This is a genomic window from Flavobacterium sp. GP15, from assembly GCF_014281985.1.
Taxonomy (GTDB): Bacteria; Bacteroidota; Bacteroidia; order Flavobacteriales; family Flavobacteriaceae; genus Flavobacterium; species Flavobacterium pygoscelis.
On sequence record NZ_JACFTC010000001.1, the window covers coordinates 730,330 to 744,057 of the forward strand.

Below are 13,728 nucleotides of genomic sequence, written 5' to 3' on the forward strand. Positions count from 1 at the left end.
AATGAGACACAAAAATAATTATACAGTAACAGATAAACTCATCACAAAAATAACAGCCTGGATTGCTGGAAGCATTGCAATCGTTTTATCAATATGGGGCGTGATTACGATGGTTGACATTTACTTTAATCAAAACACTAATGACGCTCAAGTACAAGAATATATAAATCCCGTAATATCTAGAGCAGGAGGTTTTATTGTAGCCATTAAATTTGAAGAAAATGAAGCAGTCAAAAAAGGGGATACCTTATTAGTAATTGATAATCAGGAATACGTAATTCAGGAAGAACAAACAGAAGCGGCTTTGTCTAATGCTAGAGCATTACTGGAAGTGTGGAAAAGTAAAGTGGCCACATTAAGTAAAACTGCACAAGTAAATCAGTCTAAAATTTTGGTTACCAAAGCGGCATTGTGGAAAGAAAACCTCGAATATTCGCGATATAAAAAATTAGTCGCTTCAGAGTCTGCTACCAACCAACAATTTGAAGCTAAAGAAGCTTCGTATAAAATAGCCGAAGCAGAACAACGATCTGCAAATGATAAATACAGTGCTTCGCTTTCAGAAATTAATGATGCAAAAGCGCAAGAAGAAGTTGTAAAAGCCGAGATAAAGCGATTGAGCGCCTTATTAGATCGTCATAAGCTTGATGTTTCTTATACTATTATTAGAGCTGCTTATGATGGCGTTATGGGGCGAAGAACCGTTGAAAAAGGACAAATGATCAATGCTGGAGAAGTGCTGGCTTATATTGTTAATTCGGAAACAGACAAATGGGTTGTCGCCAATTACAAAGAAACTCAAATAGAAACCATGAAAATTGGTGATACGGCACGCTTTACAGCCGATGCGTATTCTAAAAAGGAATTCAAAGGTGTTGTTATTTCACTTTCACCTGCTACTGGATCTAGTTTTTCTTTATTACCACCAGACAACTCTACTGGAAACTATGTAAAAATTGTTCAGCGAATTCCAGTAAGAATTAGAGTAACAGGATCTAAAAAGGATATTGAATTATTAAAAGCAGGAATGAACGTAAATGTTTCGATTGCTAAAAATCAGAATTAATGCTTCCTAAAATTTTCTTATTTAAAGATTGGGTGCCCAACTGGCTCATAAAAATAGTACTCTTTATAGTACTCTTGCCAAGTCTTGTGCTTTTCTTTCTTCCGATGACAAATGTAGCTGCCGCAGCAGGAAATACTGGAATTGAGACGTATGATGTTATTTATTCGGTTGCCTTGTTTTATGCAGGCTATGTGAGTTTCTTTTCTTTAGAAAGACGTTTTTTTAGATTTTTAGCTGCAAAAGAATACTTTATCATCATTACAATAATCCAAATTGTGACTTCCTATATCTGTTACAGTACACAGCAAGTTTCTATCCTTTTTGTTTTTAGATTCATACAAGGAATGGCTTTTACAATGACTGTAAATCTTTCTTTATCCTTAATCTATTCGCAGCTTCGAACTGAAAGGGCTAGAATTATAGGATATTCTATTTTTTTTGGAATGCTAGTTTGCATGATTCCACTCAATAATTTCCTAACCGCCAATATTGTAGATTCATTCAACTTCAACTTTTTATACAAATGTGCTATATTTTCGTATTTCCCAAGTTTAGTATTTATCTATTTATTTATGAACAATGTTCACTTAGACGTAAAATTTCCTTTATATCAATTGGATTGGGCAAGTTTTATTCTCTATGCATGTTTTGTTTGCTTAATAGGTTACATTATGGTTTACGGACAAGAATATTATTGGCTAGAAGATCCTAGAATTTTCTGGAGTATTGTATCAATATTCGTTTTATTGGTTTTATTCTTGCTCAGACAATCCAGCCTCAAACGTCCTTATTTCGATCTTGCCGTTTTTAAATATAGAAACTTTTATATTGGAGGTGCGGTCATTCTTATTTTTTATATCTGCAGGTTTGCTTTAGGTGTTACAACCACTTATTTTCAAACGGTTTTAAAACTAGACCCGCTGCATATCGGCGATATTACATTACTGAATATTCTAGGAATTGTAGTTGGTGTAATCAGTGCTGGGGTTTATATTCTGCAACATCGTCCCATTAGGCTATTATGGCTTTATGGATTCTCACTATTGTTAATTTACCATGCAGGGATGATTTTTCTATTTACAACACAGGCTAACGAAGGTTATTTTTATTTGCCTTTATTCCTTCAAGGACTTGGTGTAGGAACTTTAATGACTCCGTCTATCATTTTTATGGTTTCGTCAGTTCCAGAGCGCTTTGGTGTTACTTCAGCAGGAATTTGTTTACTGATGCGTTGCTTGGGTTTTTATCTGAGCGCAGGCCTAATGAATTATTATGAACTGTTTTCAAAAAGCAAACATTATAATACATTTCAGAATCAAATTAGTGTTTTGAATCCTATAGCAAAACAACAATTAGTAAAGTATAGCAATTCCTTAATAGTACATGGTTCTGCATTAGGAAAATCTACTAAACTCTCTAACAAAGTAGTTGTAAACGCAGTAAATGTGCAAAACCACATCCGATTTGGGATAGATTATTATGAAATGATTTGTACGTTACTTGTAGTGACTATATTACTAGTTGCTTTATTTCCCTACATCAATCGAACTATTGTGACTATTTCTAAGAACCAACCCTCTCCTTTTTAATATATCGAAGGATTGGTAGGCTATTTTATTTTTAAATTAAGCATTATGTGGATATTTTATTTGGCCGGAGCAGTCATTATTTTTGGACTATTATTTTACAATTTCCAACAGAGTAAAAAGAAAAATATTAAATACATCTATTCAGAATTAATAGCATTATGCCAACATATTGATAAGAACATTCGACTTGAGCATGAAAGTTCAGATTCATTAACCTTTGAAATTTCAAATCATAGAGGTTCATTACTACTAGTTTTAACCCAATTTGATGGAATTTTATGCGTTGAAATCGAACGAATCAATTCTGAAAATATTATCGATAATCAAGAATGGTATTTTTTAGAAAATGAAAATCAAAAAAAAATGTTTCATCAAATGGTATCCGATATTATTGCTACAAAATCAGGTGTATTAAAAGAGATAACACTCTTAAAACTAGAAGGAATTTCTAGTGATTTTGTAAACGATCCAAAAAATCATTTAGGAGTTAAAAATAAAAGGGCACAAATCTTATTTTGCAAAGCCTATGATGGTGTCAAGAAATTTCCGAGGTATAAATATGCAAATTGTGAAGGAAGATTTGAAATGCTTTTGTTTAATTGTGTGTTACTAATCAGTAAAACACCTGTTGGTTTTAAACAACAAGAGCAAACAACTGAAATTATTTCGCTCTTATTATTTTATTTAGAAAAACATCAAATAATAAATCATATCAAAGATATCGATCTTTTTTTTGAATCTCGATTTACTGCTTACCAGCAACAATTTGCAGAAAATAGAGATAGAACAGATCAGGAATGGCGTCAGTTGTTTTGTTTGTTTTTCATCAAACCTTTAAGCAGTAAGGAAAAGGTCAAGTACAAAGAAATTGAAGATGTTCATTTTAAAAATGCAGTTACCAAAATGATTAAAAATCTAGAGAGCGATTATAATCTTATTTTATAAATAAATTAAAACATTACAATATGTTTAGTCTAAAAAACAATACTTTGAGTGAATTAGTAACAGAGGATTACCGATTGGCTCCAGTTTTTAAAAAGTACGGAATTGATTATTATTGCCGAGGAGAAAGAACCCTTCAAGAAGTGTGTGAAAGTAAGAACATTTCAAGTAAAATACTGGTTCAAGATCTGCAAAATGCGATAGCTGAAACCGATCCAAAACAATTGGATTTTCATAGTTGGTCGATAAGTGAGTTGGCTTGCTACATAGAGGAAAAACACCATTCTTATACCAAAAACAGGGCGCCAAAGATTATTGAAAACTTGTTTGTTCTTTGCAAGGAATACGGAGATTTAAGACCAGAACTTACTTGTATTATGGAACTCTTTACTAAGGTTTTTAAGAAAATTGAAAACCACAATAACAAAGAGCGTTTTGTCTTATTTCCTTACGTAAGAAAAATGGGAAACTTGATCGAAAACAAAGAAACTATTGATTGTAAATACCTAGGAATCATTAAAATTCATAGCCAGAATATTATTCAAGAGAATAATTTTGAGGGCCAACATTTTCTAGAAATTAGAGAATTATGTAATAATTATGCAGTGCAAAACAAAGAATGTAATGCTTACAAGGTTGTAATGGAATTGCTTAATGATTTTGAAACTAAGTTAGAATTACAACTTCATTTAGAAAACAACTTATTGTATCCAAAAGCACTTGAAGTTGAAGCTCTTTTATTAAAAAATCGCTGTTTTTGATATAATTGAATTTAAAAAAATAACACATAAGTATTGAATCAAAATTCAAAAATTGGATTCGAGCTAATTGGTACTTTTCTGTTATAAGATAATGTTAAAGTAAAATTCTGCACTAAATTATCACGTAAATTTGATAGGCTAAATTGTTAATTAATATACTCATCTTTAATGGATTATCGCTTTATTTTTTCTCCTCAATTTTTACAGTACTCTCAGACTAGGACAACATTAATTCAGTCTTTTTTATAATGTAAAAGAGTAGAATTAATTACATTAGCAACGCATCAGGATTGGTAAATTTATCTATAAGCTATATTGGATACTATTTTAATAATTGCGCGACTTTATAATTTTTTAAACCAATTTTAATTATGGAAAGCTTTTTAAGAATACAGTTTAGTAGAATTTTTTAATTGTTATTTCATTATTTCTAATACAACTGATTTATAAATTAAACTCACTTTTACCAATCGATTTGCAATAATACATAACCAATTTTTACAGCCCTAAAATCAATTTTAATAAAGAATTACAAACCATTTAAATTTAAAAAATCATGAAAAAAGTAATTTTATTAGTTGGCGCTGTTATGTTAACGTTTGCAGTATCTCAGGCGCAAACAGTTCAGGAACAAAAATTGAAAAGCGAAATAAAATCGTTAGACAAAAAAGACACGAACGAAAAACAAGAGAAAAAGGTTCTTAGAAAAGAACTTCATAAACTAAAATCGCAAGAGGTTAGCGAGCAATCAAAAAGTCAGTTTATCAAAGATTTTAAAGGTATAACTAATGCAAAATGGAAAAAATCTGATAGTTTTGACCAAGCAAGTTTTATGAAAAAAGGAGATGCAATGGCTGCTTTTTATGACCAAGATTCAAAATTAATAGGAACCACCACAATTAAAAAATACAGTGATTTACCTGTAAATGCTCAAAATAAAATTAATGAAAAGTATAAAGAATACAGTAAAGGAAGTGTAATTTATTATGATGATAATGAAGAGAATGTAACAAATATGCTTTTTTACGGAAAACCTTTTGATAAAGATAATTATTTCCTCGAAATTTTGAAAAACGGAAAAAAAAGTGTTTTACAAATAACAACCCAAGGAGAGGTGATTTATTTTGAATCCATGAAGTAATAGTTTAATAATTTATGTAGAAAAGGATCGGTACTGCCGATCCTTTTTAGTATTTCTAAGTATTGTATTTCAACGAACTAGATTTAAATTTTTATATCATTAAATAAATTTATGGAGAACTATAATTTATACCAATTTCTAAAACGCTAATTCTATAAATAGCTTTATTCCTTGAGTACTTTTTTATCGTACCGATTTTTTGGTTAATTTTATCTTTTTTAAATTACACATGAAAATAGAACTTAAAGAACTTACCACAAAGCAAGAAATGCTGGCTCAATTTGAAGTCATGCAACATTTATATTCTAAATTTACGATAGAAAAATATGATTCGTATCTTACAGAAATGATCCCTCACAATTACAAGCAAGTAGCTGTTTTTGAAGGTAGTGTTTGCGTAGGAATTTCAGGATTATGGTCTGGAACAAAACTTTGGTCGGGTAAATATTTAGAAATAGATAACTTTATTGTACATCCTGATCACCGATCCAAAGGCATTGGAAAAATGATGACAGATTATATTGATGCTAAAGCAAAAGAGATGGGTTGCACCATGATTGTTCTCGATGCTTTTACCGGAAATTATACCGCACATCGGTTTTATTACAATCAAGGATATGTGCCAAAGGGATTTCATTTTCTTAAAATCTTAAATGAAGAAGGACTAAGCTAACGTTTATGCTAATGAAAAAAATATTAACCATTATTTCCCTCTTTATTCTTTGTTTTGTTCTAACATTTTGTGCTATTAAACAAGAACTTCAAATGGAATTTCCTCAAGAAATACAATCTGTTTTCTATCAAAAAAACATAGAGAAAAGTACAATTCAATTTTACATAGAGTTCCAAATACCGCTAGCCAAAACGATCCACTTAAAAAAAGTTTATTTTCACAATCAGCAGGCTGTTATTGAGGCCATAACTACTAATAAATTTGTAGCTCATTTTACTGCGAACTCTAAAAAAGTAGATTTGATTTTAGATTCAGATAGTACCAAGGAATATGCAAATAAACCACCGGTTATAACAAAATCAAAATTTGAATTAAAATCTAATGAAGCGGTGCTAGAATATCAAATTAACAAAAAAACAAACTATTTCAAAATTACAAATGTAATTGAAAGAGTAGTCCGATAGTTTTATGTTATTATTTCGACTAGAGCTCTTCTAAAACAATTAGACACATCGGAGGATTAAATCAAAGAAATAGTTATTTTTGTTCCTTTAATTTAATTTACACACCATTTTGGGATTATATAAAAATCTTTTTAAACAAACTGCTATTTACGGATTGGCAACGGTAATTCCGCGAATGTTTAGTTTCCTATTAGTTCCTTTATACACCGATTTACTGCCAAAAGAGGAATACGGAAAAATCTCCATCATTTTTGCTGGTATGATTTTCTTCAATGTAATTCTCGCATACGGAATGGAAACTGCCTTTTTTAGATTTTACAATAAAGAAAAAAATAAAAATGCTGTAGTAGAGACGTCCTCGGTTTCTATATTCTGGACCTCTTTTATATTTTTAGTTTTGTCCTTGTTAACCCAAAATACTATTGCAAGATGGTCAGGAATAGATGTGCAATTTATTACTTACACCATTTGGATTCTAGTGCTCGATGCTTTGGTAATTGTTCCTTTCTCTAAGTTAAGGGTCAATCAACAACCGATACGATATGCCATAATAAAAATAGGAAATGTAGCGGTCAATCTATTTCTAAACCTTTTCTTTTTGATTTCGTTACCCGCGATAGCAAAATCAAATCCAGACCATTTCCTAAGTACTTTTTATATCGAGAATTTCCAGATTGGCTATATTTTCGTATCTAATATTGTTGCTAGCTTATTGACATTTCTAGTGCTTTCACCCAATTATTTCAAACTAAAATGGCAGTTTGATTATAATTTGTGGAAACAAATGATGAAATACGGAATGCCTATCATGATTGCTGGAATTGCATTTGCCATCAATGAACAATTTGACAAAATATTACTAGGCTATTTGTTACCACAAAACATTGCAGCCTCAGAGGTCGGAGTATATTCGGCTTGTTACAAACTAGGTTTATTTATGGTTTTGTATCGCACTGCTTATACCTTAGGAATAGAACCCTTCTTTTTTAGTCATGCATCCAATGAAAATGCGCCACAAACTTACGCGACCATTACCAAATATTTTGTCATTTTTGGCTCTTTTATCTTACTCTCGGTCATCGTTTTTGCAGATATTCTAAAAATAATAATGATTCAAAACTCTTCTTATTGGGAAGCCATGAAAGTGGTGCCGCTTATCATTTTGGCAAATTTCTTTCTCGGAATTTACACCAATCTTTCGGTTTGGTACAAACTCATCGACAAGACACATTATGGCGCTTATATTTCAATTGTGGGAGCTATCATAACATTAGCGCTCAACTATTTATTAATTCCAACGATGAGTTATTACGGATCCGCAATTGCCACTATTGCAGCGTACGGCAGTATGATGGGAATCTCCTATTATTTTGGAAACAAATACTATCCAATCCCTTACGACATCAATAAAATAGCCATATATCTATTGGTTTCCATCGGTTTTTCTGCGATTTCATTTTACGGATTTAGAGAGAATTATTTTGTCGGAATCCCGTTATTACTCTTATTCATGTATTTTATATACCACAACGAAAAAGAATTATTAACTAAAATTTTAAAACGAAAACCAAATAAAATTTAAATTTCTTGGAGCTAATCGCGCTGTACGTTTCAAGCTTTTTCCTAAAATTATTTTTTTCTAGGCACCAAAAAGGAGCTTCTTCCAGTCGCTCTTTTTGTACCAGAAAAAATATAATTTTATAAAAAAAGGCTTTCCACTTCCATCACGGCTAGGACTTAGAATACAACAGTACTATTCTTTTAAAAACACATTTCAATTTCAAAAAAATAATAGAATGACAATAAATATCATTAACAAATCAGGACATGCCTTACCAAACTATGAAACCATAGCTTCAGCAGGAATGGACTTAAGAGCTACTATAACCGAACCGATAACGTTAAAACCTTTAGAAAGAGCCATCATAAAAACGGGTCTTTTTATTGCTCTGCCAATTGGTTACGAAGCGCAAGTGCGTCCCAGAAGCGGTCTCGCTGCCAAAAACGGAATCACTGTTCTCAATTCGCCTGGAACGATTGATGCGGATTATCGTGGAGAAATTGGAGTGATTTTAGTAAATTTATCCAATCAAGATTTCGTAATTCAAAACGGAGAGCGTATCGCACAACTAATTATTGCCAAACACGAACGCGCAGAATGGATTGAAGTACAAGAACTAACAGAGACTTCTCGCGGAGAAGGCGGTTTTGGTAGTACTGGAGTAAAGTAGTTTTCAGCGTTCAGTAAACAGTTGTCACATCGAGCGCAGTCGAGATGTTATATAAAAATAAATTATTAATTAGAGGTTGAGATTGCTTTGCTTCGTGCCTCGTAACTCCTCGCAATAACATAAAACTCCTCGGAAATCAGTTTAATCTGAGGCTAAAAATAATAATTAAAACCTTCGTAAACTTTGCGAAAAACCTTCGTGAACTTTGCGGTTAAAAAAATAATATGAAAATAATCGTTCCTATGGCAGGTCGTGGATCACGCCTTCGCCCACATACATTAACTATTCCTAAACCATTAATTCCTATTGCCGGAAAACCAATTGTACATCGTTTAGTCGAAGATATTGCAGGTGTTTTACAACAAGATATAGAGGAAGTTGCCTTTATTATTCACGAAAGTTTTGGCAAAAAAGTTGAAGAAGAATTAATAGCAATTGCTACTAAATTAGGCGCTAAAGGAACTATTTATTACCAAAACGAAGCCTTAGGAACCGGTCACGCAATTATGTGCGCTAAAGATTCTTTGAGCGGACCAGCAGTTATAGCTTACGCCGATACACTAATTCGTGCCGATTTTGATTTAGACCAAGAGGCTGATAGTGTCATCTGGGTCAAACAAGTTGATCAACCAGAAGCATTTGGTGTAGTAAAACTAAATGCCGCTAATGAAATAGTAGAGTTGGTCGAAAAACCAGCCGAATTTGTATCCGATCTGGCTGTAATTGGAATTTATTATTTCAAAGATATTGCCGTATTAAAAAACGAATTGCAACTAGTATTAGACAACAACATTATTCATGGTGGTGAATACCAGATCAATGATGGTATCAAGCAAATGATGGCCAAAGGGATGAAGTTTGTTCCGGGAAAAGTAGCGGAATGGATGGACTGTGGAAACAAAAATGTAACTGTAGAAACCAATTCTAGAATGTTAGGATTCTTGCACAATGATGGAGAACATTTAGTTGACTATGATGTAAAACAGGAAAATTCAACTATTATTGCACCTTGCTATATTGGTAAAAATGTAGTTTTAATTAATGCAACGGTAGGTCCTAATGTTTCTTTAGGAGACGGTTGCCATGTGCAAAATAGCACAATAAAAAATTCTTTGATTCAAACACATTCCCATGTAAAAAATGCCAATTTAGACAATGCAATGATTGGAAATCACGCCAGTTTTGATGGTAACTTTACAAACATTAGCATAGGAGATTATTCTGTTTTAGAATAATCTATACACTGCCTCATTAAAGGGTAGGATAAAAAAGAAATTATGAAAAAACCGTTTTACATAATTTTATTATTCGTTTTGCAATGCAATTCAGCTTTGCTGTGGGCACAAACGGAATCCGAGGAAATCAAGTCAGATGCAGATCAATTTCAAGATTATTTTTACGAATCCTTGCTTCAAAAAGGAATTGAAAATTATGATAAAGCAATAGTCGTTTTAGACAAAGCCAATAAAATTAAACCCAATGAAGCATCAATTTATTTTGAATTAGGGAAAAATTATTTAGCCTTAAAGGACTATAAAAATGCCTATAATTATTTTGAAAGTGCTGCTAAAATTGATCCAAAAAATAAATGGTTTTGGGTAGGAATGTATGATGTTTGTTACGAAACTAAAAATTTTAATCAAGGAATTATTGTCATCCAAAAACTAATTGAATTTGATCCGAAGTACAAGGAAGATTTAACGTCTTTGTATATGGCAACCAATCAATTTGAAAAAGCATTAGTTTTAATTCAGGAGTTGGAGGAAAATATCGGCAAAACGGATCGAAGAGAATTATACAAAAGCCAGATTCTTTCTCAAGGAAAGTTTCAAAATATAGAGATTAACAATTTAATTGCTCAAATTGAAAAGTATCCAAAAGAAGAATCGAATTATTTGAGTTTGATTTTTTTGTATTCTAAAAACAAAGAGGAAACTAAAGCTTTTGAAATTGTAAAAAAGCTTGAAAAAGCAATTCCGAATTCAGAGTGGGCGCAAGTCACTTTATTCAAAGATTATTTAGAAGCAAATGATGCTCCAAAAGCAATTAATGCGATGAATGTTGTTTTGGCTAGTTCTAAAATTGACTCTAAAATTAAACATAGAATACTCAATGAGTTTTTGATTTTTAGCTTCAAAAATCCACAATATGCTACTGATTTAGAGAAAGCGGTAAATTATTTTGACACGGATAAATCTGTTGATGTTGCAAAAGAGATCGGGAGATTTTTTCATTCAAAAAAAGAATGGGCTACCGCTATAAAATATTATGAGAAATCGGCAGTTAGTCGGACAGAGGAAGCTTTAGAGACTAATTTACTTTTGTTGCAAGCCTTTACCGAAATGAAACAATTTGATATTGTTGCCAAAAAAGCAACAGAAATGATCGAGAGTTTTCCCACACAGCCGGAGTTTTATTATTATGCAGGTTTGGCTAAAAATCAGTTGCAAGACTATAAAAAAGCAAAGGACTTACTAGAAATGGGCATGGATTATGTAGTGGAGAATAAGGAATTAGAAATAAATTTCAATATTCAATTGGGAGAATCCTATAATGGTTTAGGTGATTTTAAGAAAAAAGAATTGTATTTTTCTAAAGCCAATCAATTATTAAAAGAAAAAAAATAATGAAAAATACAACAGTAACAAGAATGCGATCGGCAATACTAATTTGTTTAGTGAGTTCATTGGCATTAGTTTCTTGTAAATCAAAAGCGATTGCAGTTGCGGCAAGTAATGAACCCGTAAAAGAAGCAAATTATATGACGGCCAAAAAAATAATTGAGAATTATTACAACAATAAAATTCAATTTTCTACATTATATATAAAGTCTAATGTGCGTTATGCGGATGACAAGCAAACCCAAAATGTAACCGCCGAAATCAGAATCAAAAAAGACGAACAGATTTTAGTAAGCATTCGATTTTTGGGAATAACAATGGCTAAAGCTTTGATTACTCCTACGTCTGTTAATTATTATGAAAAGATAAATAGCAAGTATTTTGAAGGAGATTTTAGTAGTTTAAGCGAATGGTTGGGTACGGATTTGGACTATAGTAAAATTCAAAATATGTTGTTAGGACAAGCTATTGATGATCTAACAAAAGGCAAATATTTAGAATCATTATTGGAGCAGACTTACCGATTAGAAGAAACCTCCAATAAAAACACAAAAAAATCATTCTTTTTGGATGCTACAAAATTCTTGATTGAGAAACAAGAAATTACCCAAACGGCAGAAGAGCGTACTATAAAAGTAGCTTATGCAGACAATAAAGTGTATAACGAGGGAACATTGCCTACCGCTGTACAGATTAATACATTTCAGAAGAAAGGAAATGTCGAAATTAATCTAGATTACAACTCGATTACTTTTAATGAAGAACTTTCTTTTCCTTATAGTGTTCCAAAAGGGTACAAAAGAATTATAATTAAGTAAATTTGCAAAAATATTTTTTAATATGCCAAAATTTCTCCTTACCCTAATTTTTATCTGTATAACTTCATTGCTATGGAGTCAGGAATCCCAACAAGAAAAATTAGAACAACGTAAAGCTCAAATTCAACAAGAAATTCGAGACAATGAAAAGCTATTGCAGAGCGTAAAGAAAAAAGAAAAGTCTGCTTTTAATGTGGTTATTATTCAAAACACAAAGATACAACTGAAAGAGAAATTAATAAATACTACTGAAAAGCAAACTAAATTGTTGAGTAATGATATGTATATTAATCAAGTTCAGATTAATAAACTCAAAAAAGAGCTAGAGATTCTTAAAGAGGATTATGCTAAAATGATTGTGAAATCATATAAAAGTAGATCGGAGCAAAGTAGAGCTATGTTTTTATTGTCTTCTGAAAACTTTTTGCAAGCTTACAAAAGAGCGCAATACATGAAGCAATATACTGGGTATAGAAAAATGCAGGGAGAAGAAATTAAATCAAAATCTACAAAACTAGTTGATTTTAATAATAAACTTAACATTCAAAAAACAGCCAAACAAAAGTTGATTGCTGAAAATGAAAGAGAAAGAATATCATTAGAAAAAGAGAAACAAGAGCAAGTAAAGTTGGTTAATGTTATCAAAAAAGATAAAAATAAGATCTCTAAAGAAATTAGTAAAAAGCAACAAGAATATAGACTTGTAGATAGACAAATTAATAAATTAATTAGAGAGGCTATTGCAGCAGCCAATAGAAAAGCAGCCGCAGAAAAAGCAAAAGCAAATCCGAGTGCACCAGTTTCTAAAGCAGCGGTTTCCTCATCAAAGATTGAGTTGACACCCGAGGCGAAAATAATAGCCGACAATTTTAGAGCCAATAGAGGTAGATTACCTTATCCTGTCGAAAAGGGATACATATCTTTAGGCTACGGAAATCAAACCCATCCACTTTTTAATACTATTACAGTTCACAATAGTGGTGTTGAGATCACAACGGATAAAGGAGCGAATGCTAGAGCCGTTTTTGGTGGTGAGGTCACAAGTGTAATTGTGTTGTCTCCGGTAAATAAAGCGGTAATGATACAACATGGTGATTATTTTACGGTGTATCAAAACTTAAGTTCTGTGAGCGTAAGCAAAGGAGATAAGGTAAGCATTAAGCAAAGTATTGGAACAGTTAGAACCAATGGAGAGACTGGGAAAACCGTTCTTAAATTCTTGATTCTTCAAAATACGACTTATAATGACCCTGATAATTGGTTGTCTGGAAGATAAGCAATCCGACAACATACAAAAAAGCACTATCAAATTATTAAGAATTTGATAGTGCTTTTTTTATGGGTTTACTTTTAGTGATTACGTATTCCTGAAATCAGAGTTTTTTAAACCAAGAGTAATAAATCTTCAATCATTTAGCATCT

The 13,728-nt window shown here is 31.8% G+C and carries 13 protein-coding genes; all 13 read left to right on the forward strand.

The genetic code is table 11. The features are described 5' to 3' along the window. Nucleotide 1: 1 nt before the first annotated feature. The 13 genes from H2650_RS03250 to H2650_RS03310 all read left to right on the forward strand — a co-directional run bounded on the left by H2650_RS03250 (nucleotide 2) and on the right by H2650_RS03310 (nucleotide 13,582). The gene (locus H2650_RS03250; RefSeq protein ID WP_188049319.1) at nucleotides 2-1,066 is read left to right on the forward strand and encodes an HlyD family secretion protein; all 1,065 of its coding nucleotides are present in this window, start codon (nucleotides 2-4) and stop codon (nucleotides 1,064-1,066) included. Next, a complete protein-coding gene (locus H2650_RS03255) occupies nucleotides 1,066-2,655 on the forward strand; it encodes a beta-carotene 15,15'-monooxygenase (protein WP_188049320.1) in 1,590 nt (529 codons plus the stop codon). Before H2650_RS03250 ends, H2650_RS03255 begins: the two co-directional genes overlap by 1 nt. Nucleotides 2,656-2,700: 45 nt before the next feature. Beyond that, nucleotides 2,701-3,600, forward strand: coding sequence for a hypothetical protein (locus tag H2650_RS03260; protein WP_188049321.1), 900 nt, complete (start codon nucleotides 2,701-2,703; stop codon nucleotides 3,598-3,600). A 20-nt stretch (nucleotides 3,601-3,620) separates the two neighbouring features. Continuing rightward, nucleotides 3,621-4,358 (forward strand): DUF542 domain-containing protein, encoded by a 738-nt coding sequence (locus H2650_RS03265; RefSeq protein ID WP_188049322.1) that lies wholly within the window; start codon nucleotides 3,621-3,623, stop codon nucleotides 4,356-4,358. A gap of 556 nt (nucleotides 4,359-4,914) precedes the next feature. After that, complete coding sequence (locus H2650_RS03270) at nucleotides 4,915-5,499, forward strand: hypothetical protein (protein WP_188049323.1); 585 nt, start codon at nucleotides 4,915-4,917, stop codon at nucleotides 5,497-5,499. Between the two features lie 229 nt (nucleotides 5,500-5,728). Continuing rightward, nucleotides 5,729-6,172: a GNAT family N-acetyltransferase gene (locus tag H2650_RS03275; protein WP_188049324.1), complete on the forward strand. Its 444-nt coding sequence runs from the start codon at nucleotides 5,729-5,731 to the stop codon at nucleotides 6,170-6,172. Nucleotides 6,173-6,183: 11 nt separating this feature from the next. Continuing rightward, the gene (locus H2650_RS03280; RefSeq protein ID WP_188049325.1) at nucleotides 6,184-6,636 is read left to right on the forward strand and encodes a hypothetical protein; all 453 of its coding nucleotides are present in this window, start codon (nucleotides 6,184-6,186) and stop codon (nucleotides 6,634-6,636) included. 109 nt (nucleotides 6,637-6,745) lie between these two features. Continuing rightward, nucleotides 6,746-8,218, forward strand: coding sequence for a lipopolysaccharide biosynthesis protein (locus H2650_RS03285; protein WP_188049326.1), 1,473 nt, complete (start codon nucleotides 6,746-6,748; stop codon nucleotides 8,216-8,218). A gap of 214 nt (nucleotides 8,219-8,432) precedes the next feature. Further along, complete coding sequence (dut, locus tag H2650_RS03290; RefSeq protein ID WP_188049327.1) at nucleotides 8,433-8,867, forward strand: dUTP diphosphatase; 435 nt, start codon at nucleotides 8,433-8,435, stop codon at nucleotides 8,865-8,867. Nucleotides 8,868-9,091: 224 nt separating this feature from the next. Next, nucleotides 9,092-10,102, forward strand: a complete 1,011-nt coding sequence (locus H2650_RS03295; protein WP_188049328.1) for a sugar phosphate nucleotidyltransferase — start codon at nucleotides 9,092-9,094, stop codon at nucleotides 10,100-10,102. A gap of 42 nt (nucleotides 10,103-10,144) precedes the next feature. Further along, nucleotides 10,145-11,494, forward strand: coding sequence for a lipopolysaccharide assembly protein LapB (locus H2650_RS03300; RefSeq protein WP_188049329.1), 1,350 nt, complete (start codon nucleotides 10,145-10,147; stop codon nucleotides 11,492-11,494). Then, the gene (locus H2650_RS03305; protein WP_255462786.1) at nucleotides 11,494-12,306 is read left to right on the forward strand and encodes a DUF4292 domain-containing protein; all 813 of its coding nucleotides are present in this window, start codon (nucleotides 11,494-11,496) and stop codon (nucleotides 12,304-12,306) included. The genes H2650_RS03300 and H2650_RS03305 overlap by 1 nt, the downstream gene beginning before the upstream one ends. Before the next feature lie 22 nt (nucleotides 12,307-12,328). Next, nucleotides 12,329-13,582: a murein hydrolase activator EnvC gene (locus H2650_RS03310; protein WP_188049330.1), complete on the forward strand. Its 1,254-nt coding sequence runs from the start codon at nucleotides 12,329-12,331 to the stop codon at nucleotides 13,580-13,582. Nucleotides 13,583-13,728 lie beyond the last annotated feature (146 nt).

Bases quoted from the DNA above. Each gene is read 5' to 3' on its own strand.
- H2650_RS03250 (WP_188049319.1), top strand. From the start codon at position 2: ATGAGACACAAAAATAATTATACAGTAACAGATAAACTCATCACAAAA.
- H2650_RS03255 (WP_188049320.1), top strand. From the start codon at position 1,066: ATGCTTCCTAAAATTTTCTTATTTAAAGATTGGGTGCCCAACTGGCTC.
- H2650_RS03260 (WP_188049321.1), top strand. From the start codon at position 2,701: ATGTGGATATTTTATTTGGCCGGAGCAGTCATTATTTTTGGACTATTA.
- H2650_RS03265 (WP_188049322.1), top strand. From the start codon at position 3,621: ATGTTTAGTCTAAAAAACAATACTTTGAGTGAATTAGTAACAGAGGAT.
- H2650_RS03270 (WP_188049323.1), top strand. From the start codon at position 4,915: ATGAAAAAAGTAATTTTATTAGTTGGCGCTGTTATGTTAACGTTTGCA.
- H2650_RS03275 (WP_188049324.1), top strand. From the start codon at position 5,729: ATGAAAATAGAACTTAAAGAACTTACCACAAAGCAAGAAATGCTGGCT.
- H2650_RS03280 (WP_188049325.1), top strand. From the start codon at position 6,184: ATGAAAAAAATATTAACCATTATTTCCCTCTTTATTCTTTGTTTTGTT.
- dut (WP_188049327.1), top strand. From the start codon at position 8,433: ATGACAATAAATATCATTAACAAATCAGGACATGCCTTACCAAACTAT.
- H2650_RS03295 (WP_188049328.1), top strand. From the start codon at position 9,092: ATGAAAATAATCGTTCCTATGGCAGGTCGTGGATCACGCCTTCGCCCA.
- H2650_RS03300 (WP_188049329.1), top strand. From the start codon at position 10,145: ATGAAAAAACCGTTTTACATAATTTTATTATTCGTTTTGCAATGCAAT.
- H2650_RS03305 (WP_255462786.1), top strand. From the start codon at position 11,494: ATGAAAAATACAACAGTAACAAGAATGCGATCGGCAATACTAATTTGT.
- H2650_RS03310 (WP_188049330.1), top strand. From the start codon at position 12,329: ATGCCAAAATTTCTCCTTACCCTAATTTTTATCTGTATAACTTCATTG.